Source organism: Ruegeria sp. BA12 (assembly GCF_056539625.1).
This window is the reverse complement of sequence record NZ_JBQFVF010000010.1, coordinates 76577-100859: the sequence shown is the minus strand read 5'-3', so window position 1 is coordinate 100859 and position 24283 is coordinate 76577. Positions and strand designations below refer to the sequence as shown.

25 protein-coding genes and 1 tRNA gene are annotated in these 24283 nt (G+C 55.2%); 16 read left to right on the top strand and 10 right to left on the bottom strand.

The features are described 5' to 3' along the window. Positions 1-15 precede the first annotated feature (15 nt). Together ACR0B0_RS17240 and ACR0B0_RS17235 are read left to right on the top strand one after the other, a co-directional pair. Positions 16-1401 carry a sensor histidine kinase gene (locus tag ACR0B0_RS17240; RefSeq protein ID WP_170378612.1) on the top strand — a complete coding sequence of 462 codons (1386 nt, stop codon included), beginning with the start codon at positions 16-18 and terminating at the stop codon, positions 1399-1401. 64 nt (positions 1402-1465) lie between these two features. Beyond that, positions 1466-1542 (top strand) — tRNA-Arg (locus ACR0B0_RS17235). Between the two features lie 707 nt (positions 1543-2249). Here ACR0B0_RS17235 and ACR0B0_RS17230 read toward each other — a convergent pair. The 6 genes from ACR0B0_RS17230 to ACR0B0_RS17205 all read right to left on the bottom strand — a co-directional run bounded on the left by ACR0B0_RS17230 (position 2250) and on the right by ACR0B0_RS17205 (position 8416). Continuing rightward, a complete protein-coding gene (locus ACR0B0_RS17230; RefSeq protein WP_480648861.1) occupies positions 2250-3059 on the bottom strand; it encodes an NAD-dependent epimerase/dehydratase family protein in 810 nt (269 codons plus the stop codon). Further along, positions 3047-3949, bottom strand: a complete 903-nt coding sequence (locus ACR0B0_RS17225) for a hypothetical protein (RefSeq protein WP_480648859.1) — start codon at positions 3947-3949, stop codon at positions 3047-3049. The genes ACR0B0_RS17230 and ACR0B0_RS17225 overlap by 13 nt, the downstream gene beginning before the upstream one ends. A gap of 53 nt (positions 3950-4002) precedes the next feature. Then, positions 4003-4998, bottom strand: coding sequence for a substrate-binding domain-containing protein (locus ACR0B0_RS17220; protein ID WP_010437236.1), 996 nt, complete (start codon positions 4996-4998; stop codon positions 4003-4005). Positions 4999-5054: 56 nt separating this feature from the next. After that, on the bottom strand, positions 5055-6041 hold the full coding sequence (locus ACR0B0_RS17215) for an ABC transporter permease (RefSeq protein WP_217353212.1): 987 nt from the start codon (positions 6039-6041) through the stop codon (positions 5055-5057). A gap of 2 nt (positions 6042-6043) precedes the next feature. Beyond that, positions 6044-7597, bottom strand: coding sequence for a sugar ABC transporter ATP-binding protein (locus ACR0B0_RS17210; RefSeq protein WP_254429471.1), 1554 nt, complete (start codon positions 7595-7597; stop codon positions 6044-6046). Positions 7598-7744: 147 nt separating this feature from the next. Then, positions 7745-8416 carry a GntR family transcriptional regulator gene (locus tag ACR0B0_RS17205; protein WP_010437239.1) on the bottom strand — a complete coding sequence of 224 codons (672 nt, stop codon included), beginning with the start codon at positions 8414-8416 and terminating at the stop codon, positions 7745-7747. A 105-nt stretch (positions 8417-8521) separates the two neighbouring features. On the opposite strand from ACR0B0_RS17205, the gene ACR0B0_RS17200 reads away from it, so the two are divergent. The 13 genes from ACR0B0_RS17200 to ACR0B0_RS17140 all read left to right on the top strand — a co-directional run bounded on the left by ACR0B0_RS17200 (position 8522) and on the right by ACR0B0_RS17140 (position 19235). Beyond that, complete coding sequence (locus tag ACR0B0_RS17200; RefSeq protein ID WP_480648856.1) at positions 8522-9391, top strand: SMP-30/gluconolactonase/LRE family protein; 870 nt, start codon at positions 8522-8524, stop codon at positions 9389-9391. A 26-nt stretch (positions 9392-9417) separates the two neighbouring features. After that, on the top strand, positions 9418-10452 hold the full coding sequence (locus tag ACR0B0_RS17195) for a sugar ABC transporter substrate-binding protein (RefSeq protein ID WP_480648854.1): 1035 nt from the start codon (positions 9418-9420) through the stop codon (positions 10450-10452). A gap of 84 nt (positions 10453-10536) precedes the next feature. Then, positions 10537-12060: a sugar ABC transporter ATP-binding protein gene (locus ACR0B0_RS17190; RefSeq protein ID WP_480648852.1), complete on the top strand. Its 1524-nt coding sequence runs from the start codon at positions 10537-10539 to the stop codon at positions 12058-12060. After that, on the top strand, positions 12057-13058 hold the full coding sequence (locus ACR0B0_RS17185) for an ABC transporter permease (protein WP_170765386.1): 1002 nt from the start codon (positions 12057-12059) through the stop codon (positions 13056-13058). The genes ACR0B0_RS17190 and ACR0B0_RS17185 overlap by 4 nt, the downstream gene beginning before the upstream one ends. 1 nt (position 13059) lies before the next feature. After that, the gene (locus ACR0B0_RS17180; protein WP_050606103.1) at positions 13060-13848 is read left to right on the top strand and encodes an SDR family NAD(P)-dependent oxidoreductase; all 789 of its coding nucleotides are present in this window, start codon (positions 13060-13062) and stop codon (positions 13846-13848) included. Between the two features lie 22 nt (positions 13849-13870). Next, positions 13871-14365 carry a lactoylglutathione lyase family protein gene (locus ACR0B0_RS17175; protein ID WP_108861949.1) on the top strand — a complete coding sequence of 165 codons (495 nt, stop codon included), beginning with the start codon at positions 13871-13873 and terminating at the stop codon, positions 14363-14365. Next, on the top strand, positions 14358-15389 hold the full coding sequence (locus tag ACR0B0_RS17170; RefSeq protein ID WP_480648850.1) for a C-terminal binding protein: 1032 nt from the start codon (positions 14358-14360) through the stop codon (positions 15387-15389). Before ACR0B0_RS17175 ends, ACR0B0_RS17170 begins: the two co-directional genes overlap by 8 nt. A gap of 12 nt (positions 15390-15401) precedes the next feature. Next, on the top strand, positions 15402-16091 hold the full coding sequence (locus ACR0B0_RS17165) for an RraA family protein (RefSeq protein WP_108861947.1): 690 nt from the start codon (positions 15402-15404) through the stop codon (positions 16089-16091). Continuing rightward, positions 16072-16992: a 2-dehydro-3-deoxygalactonokinase gene (locus ACR0B0_RS17160; protein WP_480648848.1), complete on the top strand. Its 921-nt coding sequence runs from the start codon at positions 16072-16074 to the stop codon at positions 16990-16992. The genes ACR0B0_RS17165 and ACR0B0_RS17160 overlap by 20 nt, the downstream gene beginning before the upstream one ends. Next, complete coding sequence (locus ACR0B0_RS17155) at positions 16989-17615, top strand: 2-dehydro-3-deoxy-6-phosphogalactonate aldolase (RefSeq protein ID WP_480648846.1); 627 nt, start codon at positions 16989-16991, stop codon at positions 17613-17615. The genes ACR0B0_RS17160 and ACR0B0_RS17155 overlap by 4 nt, the downstream gene beginning before the upstream one ends. After that, on the top strand, positions 17612-18313 hold the full coding sequence (locus tag ACR0B0_RS17150; RefSeq protein WP_170378475.1) for an SDR family NAD(P)-dependent oxidoreductase: 702 nt from the start codon (positions 17612-17614) through the stop codon (positions 18311-18313). The genes ACR0B0_RS17155 and ACR0B0_RS17150 overlap by 4 nt, the downstream gene beginning before the upstream one ends. Before the next feature lie 9 nt (positions 18314-18322). Further along, complete coding sequence (locus ACR0B0_RS17145; protein ID WP_170357704.1) at positions 18323-18841, top strand: 2,4'-dihydroxyacetophenone dioxygenase family protein; 519 nt, start codon at positions 18323-18325, stop codon at positions 18839-18841. After that, complete coding sequence (locus ACR0B0_RS17140; RefSeq protein ID WP_170378477.1) at positions 18822-19235, top strand: methylglyoxal synthase; 414 nt, start codon at positions 18822-18824, stop codon at positions 19233-19235. The genes ACR0B0_RS17145 and ACR0B0_RS17140 overlap by 20 nt, the downstream gene beginning before the upstream one ends. A 24-nt stretch (positions 19236-19259) precedes the next feature. Here the strand turns inward: ACR0B0_RS17140 and ACR0B0_RS17135 are convergent, their stop codons facing one another. From ACR0B0_RS17135 to ACR0B0_RS17120, 4 genes are all read right to left on the bottom strand, one after another. Beyond that, positions 19260-20405: an alpha-hydroxy acid oxidase gene (locus ACR0B0_RS17135; RefSeq protein WP_480648843.1), complete on the bottom strand. Its 1146-nt coding sequence runs from the start codon at positions 20403-20405 to the stop codon at positions 19260-19262. Positions 20406-20452: 47 nt separating this feature from the next. Further along, on the bottom strand, positions 20453-21736 hold the full coding sequence (locus tag ACR0B0_RS17130) for a TRAP transporter large permease (RefSeq protein ID WP_170357711.1): 1284 nt from the start codon (positions 21734-21736) through the stop codon (positions 20453-20455). A gap of 10 nt (positions 21737-21746) precedes the next feature. Further along, complete coding sequence (locus ACR0B0_RS17125) at positions 21747-22232, bottom strand: TRAP transporter small permease (RefSeq protein WP_170351622.1); 486 nt, start codon at positions 22230-22232, stop codon at positions 21747-21749. 78 nt (positions 22233-22310) lie between these two features. Next, on the bottom strand, positions 22311-23309 hold the full coding sequence (locus tag ACR0B0_RS17120) for a TRAP transporter substrate-binding protein (RefSeq protein ID WP_170351621.1): 999 nt from the start codon (positions 23307-23309) through the stop codon (positions 22311-22313). Between the two features lie 117 nt (positions 23310-23426). On the opposite strand from ACR0B0_RS17120, the gene ACR0B0_RS17115 reads away from it, so the two are divergent. Beyond that, positions 23427-24098 carry a GntR family transcriptional regulator gene (locus ACR0B0_RS17115; protein ID WP_480648841.1) on the top strand — a complete coding sequence of 224 codons (672 nt, stop codon included), beginning with the start codon at positions 23427-23429 and terminating at the stop codon, positions 24096-24098. Positions 24099-24283: the final 185 nt, after the last annotated feature.

The following is a 24283-nucleotide window of genomic DNA, read 5'->3' as shown; positions in this document are numbered from 1 at the left end:
CCGGAAAAGGAGCGTATAGTGAACTCGCTGTCGGGCCGATTTCTGATCCTGACGACGGTCTTCGTCATGTTGGCCGAGATATTGATTTTTGTCCCCTCGATTGCCCGGTTTCGCGAAGACTTCCTGTTGAACCGGTTAGAGCGTGCGCAGATCGCTTCGCTGGCCTTGTTGGCTGATGACATGCTGGCCGAGGATCTTGAGGCCGAATTGTTGGTCAACGCGGGCGTGTATAATGTGGTGCTGCGGCGCGATGAAATTCGACAGCTGATGCTGTCCTCGCCTATTCCCGAACAGATCGCCAATACCTATGATCTGCGCGATGCCGGACCGTGGATTTTAATCCGGGACGCCATGTCGCGCTTGTTCACACCTGAAAACGAAGTCATTCGCGTGATTGGTGAGCCGGTCAAAGATGCAGGTCTTCTGATCGAGGTCACGACAGACAGCAAGCCTCTGCGGATGGCGATGACCGATTATGGCCTGCGTATTCTAGGTCTTTCCTTTGTCATTTCAATTATCACCGCGTTTTTCCTGTTCCTTGCCGTGCGCGTTGTTCTGGTGAAGCCGATCAAGGGCGTCGTGGGGTACATGCAGCGCTATGCAAGCGCCCCCGAAGATGCCCGCGGGATCATCTCGCCCAATTCCAAAGTGACCGAGTTGCGCGAAGCTGAAGAGGCGCTGCAGCAGTTACAGACCGAACTGACGCAAGCTTTGAAGCAGCGCGAACGACTGGCGCAGCTGGGTGGTGCTGTGGCTAAGGTCAGCCATGACCTGCGTAACATCCTGACGTCGGCGCAGCTGTTCACTGATCGGATCGAGGCCAGCGATGACCCGCTGGTGCGGCGCATGGCGCCGAAGCTGGTCAACTCGATCACGCGGGCTGTGTCATTGTGTGAAAACACGCTGGCGTTTGGTCGGGCGGAAGAGCCGGCACCGACATTGACAATGGTGCCTTTGCGCGACGTGGCCGAGGATGTTGTGGCAAGTGAAAAGCTCGCCATTGCTGATGCCTGTGTCGAGATTGTGAACGAGGTTCCGAAAGACCTCGTGGCGCGCGCAGATCCCGAACAGATTTTCCGCGTGATGATGAACCTGGTGCGCAACGCGCGTCAGGCGTTGGTGGCGTCCGGAAAGCCAGGCCGAATCACGATTGCCGGCTGCGTACACGACAATGACTGGTGCGTAGAGATCAGGGATAACGGCCCTGGTTTACCCCCGCGAGCGCGCGAAAACCTGTTCACTCCGTTTCAAGGTGGGGTGCGTAAAGGAGGCTCGGGCCTTGGGCTTGCCATCTCGCAAGAATTGGTGCGTGGACATGGTGGCGACTTGGTTCTGACCCAGACCGGACCGGAGGGAACCACCTTTGAAATCAGGCTGCCGCAGGGCGACGTGACTTTTTAAAAGTTTTTTGAAGAATCGGCTTGCACGTCCTCTGACGTGGGTCTACATACCGCCTCACCAACGCGGACCGATAGCTCAGCTGGATAGAGTACTTGACTACGAATCAAGGGGTCGGGGGTTCGAATCCTCCTCGGTCCGCCACTGGTTTCCTGTTGAACGTCACACGAACCTGACCCAACCGTCGCAGTTGGACCAGAAAAGCAGTGAACGTTCGACATCAGAAGGCGCCCCCAACGTTGGACATCAGTTGAATTTGATCTTTGGGTCATCAGCTAACACGCCGCTGCTATTTCAGACTCCCGCAGACAGTTTCATTTGATTTGACTTCCCTTTTGGAAAATCAGGGCTGATTTGCAGATCAGACAGCGAAGCTGCCTGTTCCTGCTGATCTGCCACGTGGCGAACGCGGGAGGGGGCGAGGCAATGCTATTCGACAGGGGTGGTGCGGACCGGAGGCGCAGCCGAGGACACGGCCCTGTCTAATAGGGTTGCCCGAGGGGGAGGGCCGCGCCCTCACCCTGACGGCCAGTGACGTTTGGCTTGTCCAAATCCCGCTGGCCACGAAAGGAAAGTGGTGGGAAGGATGATATCTGAGGGGTTGAAATGATGGTTCGTTCGGTCCGCAGATAAGGCTCGCACTCAACCACAGATCGCTTCAGATAACACCCGTTCAGCGACGTTTGCAGTTTGTTATCGAAGTATCAAACATCAATGGTTGCCAAATCTGGCGCTCGTTATGTCGCTCTCCGTCTACCGCGAAGCGGACAAAGATGACCTTTTCAGCGCTTACTTCGGTGCGAGGTTTCGGAAACTGAATGCGAGACGCAACAATGCCCGGACCTTGTACTCTACCAATCTGGAAAACGTGTCGTGAAATAGCTCGGGAGCCGGACTGTAAACAGCCGCTGCAGCATTGATCTCAAGGAAATGCCCACTGTTGTTTTCGCGGGGCTTCCGTCCTTTGGAGAGTAGCCAATCGCTTGCCGCGTTTCGGTGATATCCCAGCGCATCCCCGGGTTATCTGACATTAGGTTCAGGGCTGCGAAGGAAATATCCTTGGCATCTATTGCGGCGCGCATTCCGCTTAGAAAGTCCCGATCACTCAACCACATTTCCTGACCCCACCGGCCCATCGCCATGTGTGTGCCGGGTTGGTTGCCGTGAGTCCATTGCGTCCAGCCGATGCGCAAGCAGATGACCGACAGTCCGTAATGCTCGGCGAAATAGGCCCCTGTCCGTTCACAGAATAGCTTTGACATGCCGTAGGCGTTTACTGGCCCTGGTGGTGTCGTGCTGTTGAGCACCTCATGCGTGAACCTTTTGTCGCCGTGAACCCAGTTGGAGCTGGCAAGAACCACGCGACTGACGCCCATGGCTGCCGCATGGTGATAGAGAGAAAGCGTTGCATCCATATTGTGTTTGATCGCAGAGGCCCAAGTGGCAGAGGGCTCTCGGTCTCCGGCAAGATGCACGATAACGTCCACTCCCTTTAGCAAACTGACCCAACTGCTGTCGTCGGACAGGTCTGCGGTGTGAATGTCGGGATGATCAACGGGGCGAATGTCGATGCCAGAAACGATGTAGTCGGGGTCAATTTCTAGCGCGTCGAAAAGTTTGCGGCCTAGGTGCCCACCAGCGCCTGTGATCAAGACATGCATGACAGGAATTCCTTGTTGTTTGTGAGGCCCAATGGCATTTGGGGTGCATTCTCGTCCGCCAAAACGTGAAACTTTTGCCGAAAATTCAGCGTTTCATTCGGTGCGAGGTTGCGTGCCGGGGAGTGCCACTCCGCTTCGCAATAGGCGTAATCGCCCGAGTTAAAGACCTCAAACGGATAGTCGTGTGCAAATTGATCGCCCTGTTGAGGTTCTGGTACTGAACACATCAGCAGAGGGCCATCAGCGCCGCACCGCGCCACTGTACGTCCGTTTGGGTTCGGTAGCCCGACCTTGAATTCCTGCTGTCTGTTGCAATCCACGACAATGCTTTTGCCGTGCGTAGCTATCATCCCTTCGGAAGAGCCAAAAACAGGATAAAACGCGGGGTCTTCCAACTCGACACCGATCTTGGCAGGGGTGTTAAGCATCATGACTGACCAAATGCCGGTGAGGCGAGAGGAGGTCCCATGGTTGACCACGATGTGTTCTATTTCCCAGCTTTCCGCCGAGGTCAGCGTGATGCGGCGCGACACTGACAAGTGCGAGGTCGGGCATAATGCGCTGGTCATGTCGATACGAGTGCTGCTTCTTGAAGTGATCTGGTAAGAGCCGCTGTCCAACACGGGAAACGGAGCGCCGTTTACCCAGGATGCATCTGGGGCGATCCACGTCTTCTCGCCGCCCCAGAGTGGAAAACCAAATTGTGGAGAGCGTGTGGGCAGATCAGTAAGCCGTGTGTCATCGACATCCAAACCGTCGAGATCTGCGTTTTGAAATAGGAGGGAGCGACCTTGGAAGTTTATATCCCATAAGCGGCCCCCGATGCCGGGCAGGAGTGTCAGCTGCAGATCGTTTTGCTGCAGGTGAAGAACGCTCCATCTGTCCGACATTTAACCCCCTCCTATCGGTTTCCCGGCGCGATAGAATGCACCGGGACAATCCCTTAGGTGTGCTTGAACTGGACGACGTTCTCGGCAGTGATCGGCATAACCCCGGTTTCAACACGCTCTGGCAAAGGATTGATGCCAGCCGCCTTCCAATCGGGCAAGACCTTCAGCGCGTCAGTGTTCTGCCAATGCATCATGTGGAAGGCGAGAAAGATCTCAAGATAGGATTTCTGAGCCACTGCGCCGTGAATTGTGCCGTCTTCGATATAGGGAAGCATATCATCATTTCGGTCCATCGCGACGATCTTGATGTCTTTGCGTCCCGCCTCATTGACGGCAATTGCAGCGCCTTTGCCACTGTCGCCGTCCGTGCCGCCAATGCCAACAATATCTGGGTTCGCCTGAATTGCCTGAAGGTAGGCTGTCGGCGCATAGGACGGGTCGGCCTTATCGTTGACGACGTCGACGACCTCGATATCCGGGTATTTCTCGGCAAAGATCTGTTTGTACCCCTCGACCCGCTCCAATGTGGAGGGGGCAGGGAAAGTGCCGAGGATAACCTTGCCTTTCCCGCCAATCGCTTGCGCGAGCATTTCGCCGCCAACACGTCCTGCTTGAACGCCGTTGATACCAAGGAATGTGGATCGGGGACTGTCGGGAATATCGCCAATACAACATGTGACTGGAATGCCAGCCTCGACCGCACGTTCGACGCCGGGGGCCAGAGTGGCTGGATCACCGGGGAAGATAAGGATGCCAGCGGGACGTCTTGCGATCAGTTCATCCAATTGGCGTGCTTGTGCGGCCGTGTCGAAATCCAACGGGCCCGTGAATGTGGCCTTGATGCCCATCAATTCTTCAAGGTCTTCCATCGCATTGCGATAATCCACCCAGAACGGTACCTGCGTGACAATGGACAGGAAAACATACTCCTTGCCGGCCGCTTGTGCCATGGCTTCTTTGGACAGCATGGGCAGTCCGAACGCTGCGGCCAGTCCAGCGGTGGTGCCCGCTGTCAGCAACCTGCGCCGATTCACATTCAATTCAGTCATCGTAGTCTCCCTGTTTTGGATCTTTGGTTGTTGTTGAGTTTTGGAAAGCTTCGGGATTAGCCCCGTTTGCTTCGGATCAGCATGTCCAAGGCGACCGCTGTAACGAGTACACCGCCGATGACGATCATCTGCCAGTAGATCGATACAGCCAGCATCGTCATAGTGTTGTTGATCAACGCAACGAAAACGACGCCGAGGAAAGCACCAAGAATAGTACCTTCGCCGCCGCGTAGAGATGCGCCACCGATGACAGCCGCTGCAAGAACCTGAAGTTCGATACCGTTTCCTGCCGTGGGCGTGCCGCTCATCAGGCGGGAGGCCAGCAATACACCCGCCAATGCAGCCAGAATACCGGTCAGTGCATACAGAATGATACGCACGCGTGTGACATGGATGCCTGACAACATCGCGGCCTTTTCATTGGCGCCGATGAAATAGACCTGACGGAAAAAGCGTGTATGGCGGACGGCCAGGTCAAACAGGACGACGAGCAGAACGGTGAACAAGACGATTACCGGAAAGCCGCCTATGTCAGCTTTGCCGATCCAGGCAAATGATGCCGGCAGGCTTGAGACAGAAAAACCTTCGGTCAGAACAAGAGCGATGCCTCGCGCGATCGACATCGTGCCGAGGGTCGCGATAAGCGGATTGATCCCGAGGCCGGTCACCAGCAAACCGTTTACTACCCCGACAATTCCACCCAACACTAATCCGCATACCACAGCGAGCGGAATTGGCATGCCAGTCAAAAGCAGCATGGCTACGACGGTAGAAGACAAAGCCATAACCGATCCAACGGAAAGATCGAACCCGCCGGATGCAAGTAGGATCGCCATACCGATCACGATGATCGCGGTGGGGGCCATGCCCACGGCCACGGCTCGAAAGTTCGAGAAGCTGAGGAAATAGGGATTAACGTTGGACATCACGATGATGATGGCGGCGATCAGAACGATCAGAGTCAGTTCACGAATATCGACAAAAGCTTGCAAAACACGGCGCAACAGCGGACGCTTCATGGGCAAGTTGGCTTGAGCGGTCATGGTCACGTCGCGACTCCTGATTGATTGGTTTGGGCTGCGTCCACAATTGGAACGGAATTTCCCGCGGCCATTTGAAGAAGCGTGGTTTCGGTTGCCTCAGCGGCTGCGATGTCTCCCATGAGGCGACCGTCGTGGACGACAAGGATGCGGGTTGAGAGAGAGACAAGTTCGGGAAAATCGGATGACACGACGAGGATGGCCATTCCCTCGGCTGCTCGACGCAAAAGTTCCGTGTGGATTTGGAACTTGGCTCCGACATCGACCCCTTTTGTGGGCTCCTCGATGATCAGAAGAGCTGGCGCGCGTTTGAGCCACTTGGCCAACATGATCTTTTGTTGATTGCCCCCTGAGAGATCACCAACAAGTTCGTTAATCCCGCTGGTTTTGACACTGAAGGCGTCAATGGCTGCTTGGCTGGCTGCTTTGATCGAGCCCGAACGCATGAGCCCAGCAGACGTATGATCGGAAAGACTAGCCGCGATCAGGTTGTCGCTGAGTGATTGCTCCAGAAAGAGGCCTTCAGTCTTGCGTTCCTCGGGAACAAACCCAACTCCAGCACGCATCGCCTGCCGCAAGGACGCAAAGTTAACAGGCTTGCCGTGAAGTCTGATCTCCCCGGTCGCGCCATGCATCAGCCCGACAATCGATCGAACAATCTCGCTGCGGCGAGCGCCCATCAACCCTGCCATCCCTACAATCTCTCCGGCTTTAATGGAGAAAGAAATGTCTTCGAATTCACCTAGATGGGTTAGGTCTTGGACCTGCAAAACCTCTTCACCGTTAACCTTACCTGACCGCGTGACATCACCGGGGTGAGCGCCGCCGATCATCTCGGCAACGACTTGTTCCTGAGAAGTTTCCGAAACCGGTAAAGTGCTGATGTGGCGCCCATCTCGCAAAACGGTAATGCGATCCGATATCTGGAAAATCTCGGCCATATGGTGGCTGACATAGACGATGCCAATCCCTTTCTTTGTCAGGGACTTTAGGACTTCGAATAGTGCGTCTACTTCGTCGGGTGCCAATGCCGATGTCGGTTCATCCAGCAAAAGGACGCGGGAATTCAACGACAGCGCCTTGGCAATTTCAACAATCTGGCGGGAGCTAATTGGCAAGTTTTCCACGGGTGTTGAGACGTCGATATCCAGACCGAATTCCGCCAGCAACGCCTCCGCACGGCGGCGCAGTTCAGGCCAGTCAACTACGCCAAACCGGGTGGGCACGCGGCCCGCGTAGATGTTTTCCGCAACAGAGAGCGCGCCAGCGAGGCTGAGCTCTTGGAAAACACAGCCGATGCCCAGGGATTGCGCATGCGAAGGGCTTTCGACCCGCTGTTCCTTGCCGTCGCACAGGATACGCCCAGCAGAAGGTTGGTGAAGTCCATAAAACAGGCCGAGACAGGTGGATTTTCCGGCGCCGTTTTCCCCGCATAGCGCGTGAACTTCGCCGGGTCTCAATTCAAAGTTGACGCCATCCAAAACAATGTTCGTGCCGAAGCTTTTGCCAACCCGATCCAGTTGGATCAGTGGCTGTAGCCCCAGTGAGTCAGGTTTCATTGCTGGCGTCATATAAGCTTCCTCCCGCTTTTTGATTGGCATCTGATATCTCAGATGTCAACTGAAAAAGAAAAGACGGTGAGGTGCCCAAAAGAAAGGGGCGGCGCCGTTCTGGCCCGCCCCCGTCACAACGAAGCTACGTTTTTGCTAGGATGCGGTCGCTCCTTCGAGGACGATGGCGGCGCTTTTGTAGGCTTGTCTGGTGCGGTCAATATGCGCTGTGAGAAGAGATTTGATTTTGGCCATGTCACCTTCGCGAACGGCAATAGCGATTTTCGAATGCTCATCGAAGGAGAGCTCAGTATGCTGTGGCAGCTTCGCCAAATGGGTTCGCAATGCGGCAATCTTACCGATGTAGCGTGTATAGCTGGCCGTCAGATAATCGTTACCGGCATGTTCAAAAATCAACTGATGAAATGTGGTATCCAGTGAAAGGTAGCCCTTTTCATTGCCTCGCCTGCGTTCTTTCTCCATGTCCTTCACGACACGCTGCATGTCGTCGGCAAGACCTTCAGGGTTCCGCAACAACGCAAGTTCAAAGGCGGCAGTTTCGATAGCCTGTCTGAAATCGCAGATCTGAGTCACTTCCGGCTCAGACAGCGAAAAAACGCGTGCGCCTTTTTGAGGCTCGATACTGACCAACCCTTCGTCACGTAGTTGAGCGAGTGCTTCGCGGACTGGCGATTTCGATACGCCCAGCTCTTCGGAGATTTTTCGCTCCGACAAAACCTGACCCATTTTCAGGGAGCCATCGATAATACTATTCCGCAAATGTTCCAGTGCGAGTTCACGCAAAGACTTGGGTCTCTCAAGCGCCATCTGAGGATATCTCCAAAAAAAGGTGTTGCCAGATGCAAGATATCTGATACACCAGATTAGGCAAGCTGGTATATCAGATATCAGAATGTACTTAGGAGAAAAAAAGTGCGCGCAGAGTTGGTCGTCGATTGTAAGAACCAGCACGGGGAAGGGATTTTCTGGAATCCCGCCGATGGCCTTATCTGGTGGACCGACATTGAGGGCTGCGCGCTTTGGTCATTTGATCCTGCAACGTCAGAATCCGCTTCTCATGAGATGCCGGAGCGCGTGTGTTGCTTCGCGCCGCGCGCGTCTGGCGGTCTGATAGTTGCTTATGCTGATCGAGTTGTCTTGTTCGATTCGCCCAATAGCGAGGAAACCCTCGTGACGCGATTCGAGCCGAACAATCCAGAGACACGGCTGAACGACGGGCGAACCGATCGCCAGGGGCGATTGATTGTTGGAGGCATGAATGAAGTTTCTGGTAAGGCCGATTCGTCAGTCATCTGCGTCGATAAGGATTTGAGTGTACGGGCGATTATCGAAGGAGTGTCTTGCGCCAATTCGACTTGCTTTACGTCCGACGGTGAGACGATGTACTTCGCGGATACCCCGGATCGGGAAATCGTCGCATTTGATTACGACACCCGCAGTGGAACCGTTTCGAACCGTCGGCGGCACGCTTCTTTCAATGATGAGCCTGGCTTGCCTGATGGGTCCTGTGTCGATGCCGAAGGGGGCGTCTGGAACGCCGAATGGGAAGGCCATCGCGTTGTTCGCGTCGCACCTGACGGCACGATAGATCACGTGATCGAGGTGCCGGTCTGGAAGCCCACCTGTTGCGCTTTCGGTGGCCCTGATCTCGACACGCTGTTCATCACGACCTCAAGGCTGATGAGTGACGACGCAGCTTTAACAAAAGAACCGGAATCCGGCGGCCTCTTTGCTGTGAAACCCGGCGTTCGTGGCGTGATCGACGCGCCATTCAAAGGATAACCGACGAATTTCTGGAGGAGAAAACTATGTTGAAAACGCTTATGACCACTACGCTTGTCGCGGGGTTCGCCACGCTGGCAACGGTCGCTCTGGCGGAAAATTATCCAACACCGGTTCCACTTGAGGACGGGGCACAAGCGCCAATCGATGCGATAGAACCCAAGAACGATACGTTCCGGATCGCGTATATGCCGCCGGCGACCGAGTTCAACTATTACATCGCCATCGGTGAAGGCATCAAAGCGGTTGCTGCTGAGGCCGGGGTCGAAGTCTTCATGCTTGCGCCCCAGTCCGGTGCGGACATCAACGGCCAAATGGGAATGATCCAGGATGTGCTGACGCAGGATGTGGATGCAATCATCTTTGGTACACACGATGAATTTGCTGCCGCACCGCTGCTGAAGCAGGCCGTCGACAAGGGCATGGCAGTTTTGATGATCAACTCGGACATCCCGAACTTCCCGACGCCAATTCATGGCGTTGTCGGGTACTCTCAGCGCAACGGCACGCATGCTATCGCTGATTGGGCCATTGAAACTTATGGTGATCAACCGTTGAAGGTCGGGATCATCGAAGGCCAGCCAGGCTATCACTCGACCGAACGTGTGGGTGGCTTCCTCGACGGTATCGAGGGCAACGAAAACTTCGACGTTGTGGTATCCATTGATGGTAAATGGAACGTTGAAGGCGGCAACACTGCTGGTATGGATATCCTGCAGTCGAACCCTGATCTGGACATGATCTTTGCGGCGAACGACTACATGATCATCGGAGCGTCCTTCGCGGCTAAGGCACTCGGTCGCAATGACATCGTCCTTTTGGGCAATGATGGCGACACGTCAGGCCTTGAAGAAATTGCGGCTGGCAACATCACGGCAACCGTCAACACCTCGCCATTCCTGATGGGTAAGGCGGCTATGCACGCAACCATTGATGCGCTCAACGGGTCCTATCCCGGCGGCTGGATCGAAACGCCCACATCAATTGAAGACAAAGACGGAGCGATCAGCGTGCTGCAAGAGCCAGAAAAGCTCTTCCCGCAGCCGTCCAAAGAGTACTGAGCTTTCTCCCCGCTTCCCGGTGGCGCGTGCGCGTGCTGCCGGGTCGCAACTCAACCGAGTTTCGCTTTTAACGAGGCAATCGTAATGACACCCGCAACGCCACTTTGGGAGTTTGTCGATATCACCAAGGCCTATCCCGGGGTTCTGGCGAATGACAAGGTCTGTATCCGGCTTATGCCCGGTTCCATTCATGGGCTGCTGGGTGAAAACGGCTGTGGCAAGTCGACTATGATCAAGACACTGTCCGGCGTGCAGCAACCCGATAGCGGTCAAATCCTGCACAATGGCAAGCCGGTCACGATCAGCGACCCGCAGGCGGCACGTGAACTGGGCGTCGCAACAGTTTTTCAGGAATTCTCTATCGTGCCCACCTTGTCGGTTGGCGAAAACATCTTCCTTGGCAATATGCCTCGGTCCCGCTTTGGCGTGATCGACTGGGCCAAGGTCCACAACGAAGCCGCTCGCGTTTTGGCGGAAATGGATGTCGATGTTTCACCCGAGACCATAACCGGCTCACTATCGGTAGGCGAGCAACAACTGGTCGAGATCGCGAAAGCCGTCGCGATGGACGCTCGCATGATCATCCTGGATGAACCGACGGCGGCATTGGGTGAAGACGAAATTGAGCGCCTGCACCAGCTACTGCGCAATATGCGTGAGCGCGGTACCGCTATTCTCTATGTGTCGCACAGGCTGGATGAGGTTGAACGGATCGTTGATGAAGTGACGATCTTGCGCAACGGCTGTGTTGTGCGTGCAAGTGGCGAGACCAAGATCAACGTCTCTGAGATTGTCAGCGCAATGGTCGGTGAGGACATTGGTGAGCATTATCCCAAGGAGCAGAACGCGACCAAGGATATTGTGCTAGAGGCGGCGGGTCTGGCCACCAAATCGGGTGTGAAAGATGTATCGTTTTCGTTGCACCGGGGTGAAGTTCTGGGCTTGGGTGGCGTATTGGGCAGCGGCCGCACAGAGATCGCTCGCGCCCTGTTCGGGACAGACGAGCTGACGGGCGGACAGATAACACTGCACGGCAAACCAGTTCGCTTCCGTCGGGAAATCGATGCGATCCGTGCTGGATTAGCCCTTGTTCCGGAGAACCGTAAGTTTGACGGGTTGTTCTTCAATTTCCGCGCAAGCGGGAACGTCACCGCAGCGTCCCTCGGCGGGCTAAGCCGGTTCGGTGTCTTGAATCTCAAGGCGGAAGAGCAAGCCACCCATGACCTGATCCGCGATCTGGAAATCTCGACCCAGGCTGAGGAAAAGACGGTCAACTTCTTGTCTGGTGGTAATCAGCAGAAGATCGTGATTGCACGTTGGCTGTTCTCAGCCTCTGACATCCTGATCCTTGATGAACCGACGCAAGGGATCGATATCGGCGCCAAGATCGCTGTTTACAAGCTGATTAACAGGCTCACTCGGGCGGGAAAATCGATCATTCTGATCAGTTCAGACCATGATGAGTTGCTTGCGATGAGCGATCGGATTGCCGTCGTGCAGCACGGAACGATTGTGCGCACGGTCGATGCATCCGACCTTACTCATGACGATCTTGTGCGCGCGTCCGCCGACACCCCCCAATCCAAGCCTAAGGAGGCTTTCGCATGAAGCGGATCTTTGACACCCAGTTGATCGGGCCATTTGCAGCAATGGTGATCGTCGCACTGATCGTGGCACTTACGACGGAACGCTTCCTGAACCCGGGCAACCTTTCTAATTTGTCGCTACAGGTAAGCATCGTGGCCTTGATCGCAATCGGGTCTACTATCGTGATCTTCGCTGCGGGCATCGATCTGAGCTCCGGGTCTATGGTGGCTTTGCTGACCATGATCCTTGCACAGATGTTGAAATTTGTTGGCATTCCACTGGTTCTGGCGTTGCCACTCATTCTCCTCATGGGCGGATTGCTTGGTCTATTCATTGGGCTGATAACAGCCTATGGGCGTATCCCATCTTTCATCACAACATTGGCGGCGTTGATTGCCTTCAGGGGCCTTGCGCTGACCTTCAACAATGGGTCTCCGATCTTCTCGCTGGATCCGGCGCTGGAGCCAATCTTTTACGGCAAGCTGTTCGGTGTTCCGATGCCTTTCTTCTACCTCGTGTTCTTCTACGTCCTTGCCGCGTTCACTATGAACTTCACGAAACTCGGCCGTGAGATCTATGCCGTGGGTGGCAACCCAGCCGCTGCCGTTCTGACAGGTATCAACGTACGAAAAGTTCAGACGACGACATTTGTCATCGCGGGTTTCATGACTGCGGTTGGTGCGATCCTGATGTCAGCGCGCCTCAACTCTGGTTCGCCCAACTATGGCCAGACGCTGGAACTTCAGGCCATTGCCGCCGCTGTTGTCGGCGGAGCCAGCCTTGCAGGTGGCCGCGGCAACATCCTCGCCACGCTGATGGGGGCGATGACAATCGTTATCGTCCAGAATGGTTTGAACCTAAACGCTGCGCCATCTTCGGTTCAGAATATCGTGTTGGGCCTGATCATTCTGTTGGCCGTCGGCATAGACATGTGGCGCGCGGAGATTTCGGCCTTGATGGGTCGAATGTTCGGCCGCCCTTCATCGCAGCAGTCATCTAACGTTAAGAAGGAGGCCTGAGATGGATCTGGGGCTCAAAAATAAGCTGGTCCTGGTGACTGGTTCAGGTTCCGGCATCGGCAAAGCCACTGCCCGGGTCTACCTGGAAGAAGGCGCGCGGGTCATCGTGCATGGCCTGACCGAGGCGGAAGTGTCCGACTGCGTCGACGACCTGTCATCTCTGGGCAAGGTCGAAGGCATTGCGGCCGACTTAACCAAAACCACTGATGCGGAAACTCTGGCAGAGTTTGCCCGCGCGCGCGGTGCGGTGGACGTTCTGGTGAACAATGTTGGCATCTTTTCGGTCAAACCGTTCGAGGATCTCACCGATGACGACTGGATGCATTACTTCAACATCAATGTCCTGTCCGCCGTTCGGATGAGCCGGATTTTCCTGCCTGACATGCTTGGCCGGGATAAGGGATCTATTATCAACATGGCCAGCGAAGCGGCAGTGAAACCACTACCTCAGATGGTGCATTATTCTGTCACTAAAACTGCCATGTTAGGTCTGACACGTGGCATGGCAGAATTGACAAAGGGGACAAAAGTCCGGGTTAACTCGATCCTGCCTGGTCCAACCTGGACCGAAGGTGTCGAAGCCTATTTTGACGGCCTCGCCGATCAAAAGGGTGAGCCGCTCGACACCATCGTCGACAATTACTTCAAATCAGATGAGCCCACATCGCTCATACAGCGCTTTGTCCAACCAGACGAAGTCGCCCGCATGATCGTCACGATCTCAGCAAGCACAGCCTCCAATGGTTCTGCGCACCGGATCGAAGGCGGCATCGTTCGCAACATTCTTTAACTTCTAACTGGAGGAGCCCTACATGGCCGCTCTCACTTTCTCTCACATCGGCATCACAGTTCCCGACCTGGAAAAAGCCGTGGAGTTCTATTCCAAGGCATTCGGCCTTTACGTGCTGATGGAACCAACTGAAATCCTGCATGACGAAAGCGCCATCGGTCAGATGTGCGACGATGTATTTGGGGAAGGCTGGGGAAGCTTCCGCATCGCACATTTGTCGATGGGCGACGGTGTTGGCATCGAATTGTTTGAGTTCCCGAAGACTGTCGAAGAAGAACGCCCGTTTGAATATTGGCGGCGTGGCTTGTTTCATTTCTGCGTACAGGACGAGGATCTGGAAGGCCGCATCAAGGTAATCGAAGACCTGGGCGGGCGCCAGCGCATGAGCCAAGTGCGCAAGTATTACCCAGGTGAAAAGCCTTATCGCATGGTTTATATGGAAGACCCGTTTGGCAATATCTTCGAGCTCTACAGCCACTCGTACGAATTGACCTATTCGGCGGGTGCCTATGACTGATCGCGCCGACTTTTCCCCCAGAACGGACAAACCCAAGGTCGTGATAACCGATTACGACTTTGGTGATGTTGCCGTTGAGACGGAAATCCTGGAAGCCGCAGGAGCCGAGGTGATTGCGCTTCAGGCCAAGCGCCAGGAAGACCTGTTCGATGTCGCGCCGCATTGCGCAGCGATGATGAACCAATATGCCCGGATCGGGAAAGAAACGATTACGCGGATGCGGAACTGCGAGGTCATCGCGCGTTATGGCGTAGGCGTAGATATCGTTGATGTCGGCACGGCAACGGAAAAAGGCATCCTCGTTACCAACGTGCAAAACTATTGCACCGAGGAAGTCGCCGATCACGCGATTGCCCTTTGGCTGACCCTGGCGCGCAAGTTGCCTGACTATGATCGGGCCACTCATGCAGGGATCTGGAAATGGCAAAGCGGGCAGCCGGTCTACCGTTTGCGCGGGCGGACGATGGGTGTCGTCTCGCTGGGTAAAATCGGGCAAGCCATCGTGGCGCGGGCGCAATCTTTCGGGGTTACGGTCATCGCCTACGACCCGTATTTGCCAAGAGAAGTCGCGGCAAAGATTGGGGTCGAGCTGGTGAGCAAGCCCGAATTGCTGGCAAGGTCCGACTATATCCTGATGCAGGCACCGATGACGCCGAACACGCATCACTTTTTGTCGGATGCCGAATTCTCGGTCATGAAACCCGGGGCGATACTCGTGAACACCGGACGCGGACCAACGGTCGACAACAAAGCCCTGTTCCGGGCGCTGACCGAAGGCCATTTGGCCGCTGCAGGGCTCGACGACCCCGAAGAAGAGCCGGCCAAGCGCGCCAATTGGACGCCTGATGACAACCCGTTGTTCACACTGCCCAACGTGCTCGTAACGCCACATGCCGCCTACTATTCCGAGGAATCCATACACGCAGCGCGGGTAACCGCGGCCACTCAGGTGGCCAAGGTCCTGACAGGACAAAACCCCGACTACACAGTCAATGCCGACGCGTTGGCCGTATCTACCGCATAACAGGAGACAAGAATGCCAGACGTCAGCACGGACCTTAGGGTTTTTAATGATTTTGAAAGAAACCCGGAACTTCTCAAAAAATTCGACAAGGTGTTGGAGGCGTACTCTGCTGCTGCCATTTTTGCGGATGTGCAGTACCGAACAGGCGTGATGGACAGCGCCATCAAGCCCGCTTTCCGCGCCAAGGTGACAGGCCAGGCCGTGACGGTCCAGCTTTCAAAAGGTGATCTTGTCGACCCATTGCGAGCGCTTGAAATGGGACAACCCGGGGACGTGATCGTTGTGGACGCGGGTGGTGATCGTCAAACGTCAGTCTGCGGCGGTTTAATGGGTGGCCTGGCCAAGAACCGTGGCATTCGGGGTATGATAGTAGATGGCACTGGGCGTGACACAGATGAGTTGGAAGACATTAACTGGCCAATCTGGACGCGCGCGATCACGCCGCGCGGAACGCACACGATGTTCTCGGAACGTAAAGAAGAACTTTCGATCAATGTGCCAATCGCCTGTGGGGGCGTCGTGGTAAACCCCGGAGATTTCATTGTAGCTGATCTTATGGGCGTCGTCGTGGTTCCACAGGAAATTGCCGAAGAAACCGTGCGCCTTGCTCAAGAGCAGGCTGACCGTGAGGAGGAAACCCGTAAATGGGTGGCCCAAGGCAAAACCGTTGAGGATCTGCTAAATGAATTCGGTCGCATCTGAACCAGCGCTGATCGGCGTAGATTGGGGCACTTCATCGTTTCGTGCATTTCTAATTGGTGCGGAGGGCGACGTGATCGATGGGGTCTCGTCGCCTGAAGGTATCATGCAGGTTGCGGGACAAACCTTTGAGGCGGTCCTTGATCGTCTAATCGGCCCTTGGGTCGCCAAGGCTAACCTGCCGATCCTGGCATCTGGCATGATCACCAGCCGCAATGGCTGGGTAGAAACGCAATATGCCGAAATGCCTCTGGGTGCTGTCGGTCTTGCGCGAGCGTTGGTCCCGCACGAAGCGGCCAACGGAGCGCGTATTCATTTTGTGACTGGTGCTTCGACAGAACATGCCGGAGGACCGGACGTAATGCGCGGCGAGGAGACCCAGATCATTGGGGCATCTTCGCTAGGTTTGAGCGAAGGTATGTTCGTGATGCCGGGAACGCACAGCAAATGGGTTCAGGTTGCCGACGGGAAGATCGTGGATTTCTCGACCTACATGACAGGTGAGATCTTTTCGGCGCTGAAAGAACACACGATCCTTGGCACCTTGATGAAGGAGGACGCCTTCAGCGAAGACGCATTCGTGATGGGCGTCAAGGCGGGCCTCAGTGGTGAGTCGAACCTGCTGCACAGCCTGTTTCATGTTCGGACGCTTCCTCTCATGGGCAAAATCCCAAAGGTTGCCACGGCCGACTACTTGTCGGGCTTGTTGATCGGGACCGAGGTTGCTGCCGCGACCGGCGAAGTAAAAGACGTCGGCACGATCACTGTTGTTGGACGCAGCGACTTGTCCGACCGATACGAAATAGCGCTTCGAACTGCAGGTTTCGACAGCCGTCGCGCGCCAGATGACATCGTTGCGAAAGGGCATTTTCTGATTGCTCGCGCTGCGGGGTTGGTGGGATGATTGACCTCACCGCAGCTCTGGCTGAGAACCCGCTGATTGCGATTTTGCGGGGGCTGGCACCAGAAAATGCGCGCCCGGTGTCTGATGTACTCTTCGATGCCGGGTTTCGGATCATCGAAGTGCCGCTCAACTCACCGGACCCGCTGGAATCGATTACGCAGATCGTTGCGAAACATGGTGCTCAAGCCATCGTCGGCGCTGGCACTGTGTTGACTACGGACCAGGTCGCGGCGGTTGCAGATGCAGGCGGGCGGATCATCGTGTCGCCCAATATGAACCCGGACGTCGGGCGCGCGGCTGTCGCTCGGGATATTTATTGGTGTCCAGGAGTCATGACACCCTCCGAGGCCTTTACGGCGTTGGATATCGGAGCATCGGTCCTCAAATTCTTTCCGGCGGAAATGGTGCCGCCAGCTGCCATTGCTGCCATGCGCGCCGTATTGCCTGCAGACGCAGTCGTCGCTGCGGTAGGGGGCATAACGCCGGATACGATGGCGTCGTATCATGCCGCGGGTGTAGATGGATATGGGCTGGGCTCCGCGCTGTTCAAACCGAGCTATACATTGGATGATATCGGAAGGCGCGCGCGCGCCTTCACCAGTGTATTGGAGGAACTTGGATGAAACAGGCCCTTGTAACGGGCGGTACGCGAGGGATTGGTGCGGGTGTTGCACGGTCGTTGACAGACGCAGGTTGGTCCGTCATTGCCGCATCCGCCTCCCAATCCGAATTGGATGCATTCGAGCCTCAGGACGGGTTAAAGGTGCAGCTCTTGGATGTCACCGACCAAACGTCCATCAATGATGTATTCGGCGAACTCACGGGTCTCGATGCCTTGGTGAACTGCGCAGGTATTCTTTTGCGTGGCGAAGAATACGACATCGACGTCTTCGCCAAGGTGCTCGATGTGAATCTGACAGGCACCATGCGCTGCTGTCTTGCCGCGCATCCATTGTTGGCTGAAGCGAGTGGGGCCATCGTCAACACCGCCTCTATGCTCAGTACCTTTGGTGGGCCTTTGGTTCCGGCGTATTCCGCTTCTAAGGGCGGCGTGGCACAGTTGACCAAGGCGCTCGCAGGTCGCTGGGCCGAAGACGGTATCCGGGTCAATGCCATCGCGCCGGGTTGGATTGAGACAGAGATGACCCAGGGCCTTCGGGAAGACCCTGAACGAACAGCGGGGATCATGGCGCGTACGCCTATGAAGCGCTGGGGGAAACCCGAAGAAGTCGGTGCGCTTGTGCAATGGCTTTTGAGTGAAAACGCCAGTTTTGTGACCGGATCGATCTATCCAGTCGATGGCGGCTATCTCGCTATGTGAGGAAAATCAATGAATGACCATGACACCGCCCGAATGCCCTATCAGTTGCCATTCCCCAAGGATGCGCAAGACGAGATCGTGATCCCGAATGCCATGAGCGAGGACGATAGACTGTGGGTTCCGCAGGCAGAGAACGTCTGGTTCCGACCGCTCTGCCTGAACCGCTCGCAAGGTTATTGGATGAACCTTCTCAAAGTGCGCAAAGCTGGTGTTCTTTCGCGGCACCGCCATCCCCAGCCCGTCCACGGCTTCGTCCTGAAAGGGCGCTGGCATTATCTGGAACATGACTGGGTTGCAGAAGAAGGGGGATATGTCTTTGAGCCGCCGGGTGAGACTCATACCTTGGTCGTTCCCGACGATGTCGAAGAGATGGTTACCTATTTCCAGGTCAATGGCGTGATGTGCTATGTTGATCCGTGGGGCAAGGTCACTGGCTACGAAGATGTCTTTACCAAGATTGATCTGTGCCGGAAACATTTCGCGGAAGTCGGTCTTGGAGAAGATTACGTTGAACAATTCATCCGGTGATGCGCCGCGTTTCGCGCTTGTGGCCCATGATGCGCGAAAGGACGAAATCGTCGAATGGGTGGGTCTGCAATTGGCCCGCCTGTCCAGAGTACAAATCTTTTCGACAGGGACCACCGGCAGTCGCATTAAGCAAGCCTATCCACAACTGGATGTGACCTGCCTGAAAAGCGGACCACTCGGAGGCGACCAACAGATTGGCGCCATGATCTGCGAAGAGAAACTGGATGCATTGATTTTCTTTGTCGACCCTCTCTCACCCATGCCACATGACGTCGACGTTAAGGCTCTGACCCGTCTCGCAACGGTATATGATCTGCCAATGGCATGTTCGCGCTCAACCGCGGATCTGATCGTCAAGGGGCTGATTGACGAGGATGACAACGCGCCTGCGTGATACGCCGCGCGCCGCAAGCGCCGATCAGCCAGTTCTCAGAAGGTGCTCTGCCAGACTGCCGAGTTTTTCGCTGCCAAGTTGGCTCATGTTGGCCTCAATGTCAGCTTTCAGGATGTGAACGAGATGGTCGATCCCTCGTGCTCCGAACGCTGCAACGGCATATTGAAAGGCGCGTCCGACCATGACGAAATCTGCACCTTTCGCCAGGGCACGCATGATGTCCAATCCCCAGGCAACGCCAGAGTCATAGATCAGTGGCACATCTGTTCCGACCGCCTCGCGGATGTTCGGGAGTTGGTCAATCACGGCGGGCCCGGCTTCGAATTGACGCCCGGAGTGGTTTGAGACCCAGATGCAATCCACACCCTCGGCCACCATTTTTTGTGCATCCTCCGGCCGCAGGACACCCTTGACGATCAGGTGACCCTCCCATTCCTGCCGTAGTTCGCGCAGGTAGTCCCAATCCGGAATCCCACGTATCAGAGCGCCTGCATGGGTAAAGCTTTCTCGCCCGCGTGTGGGAACGTAATCGTCAAAGAACCGCATACGTGGCATGATGCCCTCGCGCAGATGCGCAAGGCACCAGGCGGGTCGTGATGCCATTTCAGTCAGCGTGCGCAGGTCAGCTTTTGGAGGCACGGTCAGATTGGCGCGGCGCTGTCGTTCGCGCCGGCTCTCTTTTGGTACGTCCACCGTGATAATCAGCGTATGAAATCCCGCTGCCTTAATCCTCGGCAGCATAGCGCGGCGCAGATCGCCGGAGTTCACCGGGTAATGCTGAAACCATCCGTTTTTGCCAATGTAAGGTGCCACATCTTCCGGTGAAGCAACCGCTACGCTGGACAACGAGAACGGAATGTTGTGAGCAACCGCTGCCTTGGCAAGCATCCGCTCTGCTCCTGCCCACATCAGGCCGGACATGCCTACCGGTGCTATCCCGAAAGGCAGGTCGTATTTTTGACCCATCAATGTAGTTTGCAGGTCGGCCTTTGTTCGGCCGCATAGCACACGCGGCATGAAACCGATGGCATCAAGTGCATCACGGTTGACCTTCAATCCCAGCTCCCGGCCGGTCGCGCTGTCGAGGTATTCGAAAGCAAACTTCGGAATGCGCTTCTGTGCGGTTTGCCGAAGGTCTTCTATCGACGGGTGAGATAGGTCCAGATCCATCCGGGTCCTCTGGTGTTGTTGTCTTACATTAGAAGGGCTTCAGCCGGTCACCAAAGGGATGGCAAGGCTAAGGAAATTGCGGGCACATAAGTGATGAACATCAACAAGATCAGCATGCCGGCAAAGAATGGCAGGATTGCCCGGCTGAGGCTTTCGATGGAAACCTTGGAAATGCTGCTGGCCACGAACAGGTTTACACCCAATGGCGGTGTGCAGAACCCAATGGCCAGGTTGACCGTCAAGATGACACCAAAAACGATCGGATCGACACCCAGTGCGGTTGCAACCGGCAGCAGGATCGGCGTCATGATGATGATCGAAGAAATCGTCTCCATGAACATGCCGATCACCAGCAACAGCAGATTGATCAGCAACAGAATGATGATCGGATTGTCGGACAGGCTGGTGATTGTTGTTGCGAGCTCTGTCGGGATTCTTGCGAGCGTGATCAACCTGCCAAAGGCGGTCGCCATGATCACCAATATCAGAATAGTCCCGCTGGTTTTTGCACTGCCCGCCAAAACCTCTGGCAGGTCCTTGAGGGTGATGTCTCCGTAAACGAAGATGCCGATGAAAGCGGCATAAACAACGGCCACGGCTCCGGCTTCGGTAGGGGTGAAGATCCCGCTATAGATGCCGCCAAGGATGATTACAGGCACCAGTAGCGCCCAGATGGAAGAGCGGAAGCTCTGCCAGACGCCCGGGCCTGAGAACGTAGTCGTCGATTGCTGAACAACCTCGTCCTTTCGCAGCAGAACACGAGCGACCAACATGAACATGAGGGCAAAAAGGATGCCAGGAACAACACCTGCAAGAAACAGTTTGCCGATCGAAACCTCGGCAGTTACCCCATATATGATGAATGGAATACTTGGCGGTATCATAACGCCGATCATTCCTGAGGATGCCGTCAATGCGCCGCTGAATTTGCGCGTATAGCCGACCTTTTCCATCTCTGGGATCATGTTCGACCCGATAGCGGCTACGGTCGCAGGAGACGAACCGGATATGGCGGCAAAAAACACACAGGCGAGTACGTTCACGTAAGCAAGCCCACCCCGGATATGCCCGATCAGTGCATTGGCGAACCCAACCAGTCTACGAGACATTCCGCCGTGTTGCATCAGGTCGCCTGCCAAAATGAACAGAGGGACGGCAATTAGAGGAAACGAGTCCGCGCCTGTTACCACGGACCGTGCCAAAAGAACCATGGGTGGGGTGCCGTCCACAAAGACCATCACGATCATGGTGGCTAGGCCCAGACAGATGCCAATTGGCACGCTGAAGAGCAGAAGGGCGAAAAGCGTCAGGAAGAGCGTTGTTGCAAGCATGCCGGGTTCCTCACGCTTTGGTTCCTGCGATCAGACGCAGGGTTCGGATCAGATGTTGAGTGACGCGGATAGCGGACAGGCCAGCGCCAATCGGCGCCGAAGCATAAAGGATCGGAATCGGTAGTCCTAAAACGACCGACGTCTGGCTGGCTACAAAAGGCTGTCGGATAAGCTTGATGCATTCAATTGTCAGAACGACCAGAAATCCAAGGACAAGAAGCGCGATCACAACATCCGCGTAAAGCCTTGCGCGCTCGCTTAGGACATCACGCAGGACCGTGATACGCACATGATCGCCTGTGTGGAATGCATAGCTGACGCCAAGCCAGACAAACCATACAAACAGCCAAAGCGTTAGCTCTTCGCCCCATGAAAGAGAGGCATTCAGAATGTAGCGCATGAACACATTGCCAAAGATCAACAAGACAATCGCGGCCAAAAGTGCACTGGCTAAGACCTTTTCGGCATTCATATCGATCCATTTGATAACCGACACCGTTCACCTCCCCTTGAACGAAAGGGGCACCCGAACCTTAATGGCACGGGTGCCCGTATTGGCTGAGTAGTCCGAGGGTCAGCTTCCGCTCGCTGCGGAAACCGCTGCTACCCAGTCGTCATAGGCTTCGGCGCCAACCTCGTCGCGATACTGCAGGCGGACGCTTTCGGTTTTGTCAGCAAAGGCCTGTCGCTGCTCTGCAGTCAGCTCCAGAACCTCGACACCGGCAGCACGGATCTGTTCCAACTGTTCCGCATCTTCGTTTGCGACCAGTTCCGCCTGATAGTCACGTGCGGTGGCCATTGAGTCCCGGACCAATTGCTGATGCTCTGCGGACAGCGAGTCAAAGAACGGTTTGGAGATGACAGGCATATAGACCGCAAAGACATGGCCCGTGGTCGAAAGGTATTTCTGCACCTCGTAGAAACGCTGTGAGGTAATGATCGCCAGTGGGTTTTCCTGGCCGTCGATCACGCCTTGCTGGAGAGCAGAATAGACCTCACCAAAGTTCATTGGCGTCGGGTTGGCCCCGAGCGTTTCGAATGTCGCCACATGCGCCGGAACCTTCATGGTGCGCAGCTTGACACCCTCGAGATCTGCGGGGGTTGCAACCGGACGGACATTGTTGGTCACATTGCGTACACCCAATTCAAGCCAGCCGAGACCAACTAATCCCTGGTTTTCGACCCGTGCAAGCATCCCATCACCAGCATCACCATCAAGAACATCAAAGGCGATGTCCTTGGAGGAATACATGTAGGGCAGTTCAATTACTGCAAAAGCCGGATCCCAGCCCGCGAAGAAAGAGGAAGGAGGAATGGCCATTTCCAGAACGCCGGTTTGAACACCTTCGATCATCTCGCGATCAGGGCCCATCTGCGACGAAGGGAATATCTGTACGTCGATCTCACCATTCGAGCCAGTTTCGACCAGTTCTTCAAATTTCAGTAGCGCGCGATGCATGTGAAACGCTTCTGCTGCGCCATGCCCAACCTTAATGACTGTTTCAGCGGATGCTGCAAAAGCAAGCCCGGCTGACATGACGACGCCAAGCGCCAATGTTGATTTCTTGAACAAGGTATCCTCCCACGGATTTAGTCATTTTCGATCTATTATCTGAGATATCAGATATAATATAGAAATCAAGCTTACATGTGCTATTGTGTTGGAGAGACGAAATAGGACGAAGTGAAAATGACCGAGATTTTGCAGATTAAGCGCCCGGATTCGTTGAGTAAAACTGCTGAAGAGCATATCCGAAAAGGCATAATCAATGGCACGTTTCAATTGGGTGAATCGTTGCTGGAAGTGAAGCTGTCAAGTGCCATGGGCATCAGCAAAACTCCGATTCGCGAAGCGCTATCGGCTTTGAATCTTCAGGGGCTCGTTCAGATCTTTCCTCATCGAGGAGCCTTTGTATTCTCTCTTTCTCAAGAGGACGTGGTGCAGCTTTGCCAGTATCGGCTCATCCTAGAATCTGCAGCTTTGGAGCAAGCGCTTGAAAAGAACCCGTCGGTTCTGATCAATGAGCTGGCTACAATTGTTTCTAAGATGTCAGAAGCGCAGGAAGCGGATGAATTCGAGCAGTACTTGGAACTTGACGCCGAGTTTCACGACGCGTTTTTCAGGTCCTGCGGAAACAGTTACCTGCGGGATGGATATCAAAAAGTCAGTGATATCGTCCAAACTATGCGGACGCATCTGTCCAAGCGTTCCAATCGAACGAAGAAATCTTACAAGGAACATCAAGCGATCACATCGCTTTTGGGCGAGGGTAAAGTAAAAGCAGCAACGAACACCCTCAAACGTCAAATCACTCGCGGTGAGCGTTCTTATTCCGATTTGGTTGGTCTGAAGCAAGCATAGGTGCCCACCATTTGGTCACGATGTTCACCAAAAGCGCACCTGGCAGCAAATCTGATGTCGCGTGCGTGGGCAACATAAGTTCAAAGTGGCGGAGTTGGGCTGTTCTGAGACAAGGGCCGTGGCCACGATTAGAGGGTGGTTTTTGTGTTGGGTCAGAAATGCTTGACGATTGGGCCAGAAATGAA

Excerpts from the sequence above, each read along its gene's own strand:
- ACR0B0_RS17150 (WP_170378475.1), top strand. The coding sequence starts at position 17,612 with ATGAAACAGGCCCTTGTAACGGGCGGTACGCGAGGGATTGGTGCGGGT.
- ACR0B0_RS17230 (WP_480648861.1), bottom strand. The coding sequence starts at position 3,059 with ATGCATGTCTTGATCACAGGCGCTGGTGGGCACCTAGGCCGCAAACTT.
- ACR0B0_RS17175 (WP_108861949.1), top strand. The coding sequence starts at position 13,871 with ATGGCCGCTCTCACTTTCTCTCACATCGGCATCACAGTTCCCGACCTG.
- ACR0B0_RS17130 (WP_170357711.1), bottom strand. The coding sequence starts at position 21,736 with ATGCTTGCAACAACGCTCTTCCTGACGCTTTTCGCCCTTCTGCTCTTC.
- ACR0B0_RS17135 (WP_480648843.1), bottom strand. The coding sequence starts at position 20,405 with ATGGATCTGGACCTATCTCACCCGTCGATAGAAGACCTTCGGCAAACC.
- ACR0B0_RS17170 (WP_480648850.1), top strand. The coding sequence starts at position 14,358 with ATGACTGATCGCGCCGACTTTTCCCCCAGAACGGACAAACCCAAGGTC.
- ACR0B0_RS17180 (WP_050606103.1), top strand. The coding sequence starts at position 13,060 with ATGGATCTGGGGCTCAAAAATAAGCTGGTCCTGGTGACTGGTTCAGGT.
- ACR0B0_RS17225 (WP_480648859.1), bottom strand. The coding sequence starts at position 3,949 with ATGTCGGACAGATGGAGCGTTCTTCACCTGCAGCAAAACGATCTGCAG.
- ACR0B0_RS17195 (WP_480648854.1), top strand. The coding sequence starts at position 9,418 with ATGTTGAAAACGCTTATGACCACTACGCTTGTCGCGGGGTTCGCCACG.
- ACR0B0_RS17205 (WP_010437239.1), bottom strand. The coding sequence starts at position 8,416 with ATGGCGCTTGAGAGACCCAAGTCTTTGCGTGAACTCGCACTGGAACAT.
- ACR0B0_RS17155 (WP_480648846.1), top strand. The coding sequence starts at position 16,989 with ATGATTGACCTCACCGCAGCTCTGGCTGAGAACCCGCTGATTGCGATT.
- ACR0B0_RS17145 (WP_170357704.1), top strand. The coding sequence starts at position 18,323 with ATGAATGACCATGACACCGCCCGAATGCCCTATCAGTTGCCATTCCCC.
- ACR0B0_RS17115 (WP_480648841.1), top strand. The coding sequence starts at position 23,427 with ATGACCGAGATTTTGCAGATTAAGCGCCCGGATTCGTTGAGTAAAACT.
- ACR0B0_RS17190 (WP_480648852.1), top strand. The coding sequence starts at position 10,537 with ATGACACCCGCAACGCCACTTTGGGAGTTTGTCGATATCACCAAGGCC.
- ACR0B0_RS17220 (WP_010437236.1), bottom strand. The coding sequence starts at position 4,998 with ATGACTGAATTGAATGTGAATCGGCGCAGGTTGCTGACAGCGGGCACC.
- ACR0B0_RS17185 (WP_170765386.1), top strand. The coding sequence starts at position 12,057 with ATGAAGCGGATCTTTGACACCCAGTTGATCGGGCCATTTGCAGCAATG.
- ACR0B0_RS17165 (WP_108861947.1), top strand. The coding sequence starts at position 15,402 with ATGCCAGACGTCAGCACGGACCTTAGGGTTTTTAATGATTTTGAAAGA.
- ACR0B0_RS17160 (WP_480648848.1), top strand. The coding sequence starts at position 16,072 with ATGAATTCGGTCGCATCTGAACCAGCGCTGATCGGCGTAGATTGGGGC.
- ACR0B0_RS17215 (WP_217353212.1), bottom strand. The coding sequence starts at position 6,041 with ATGACCGCTCAAGCCAACTTGCCCATGAAGCGTCCGCTGTTGCGCCGT.
- ACR0B0_RS17210 (WP_254429471.1), bottom strand. The coding sequence starts at position 7,597 with ATGAAACCTGACTCACTGGGGCTACAGCCACTGATCCAACTGGATCGG.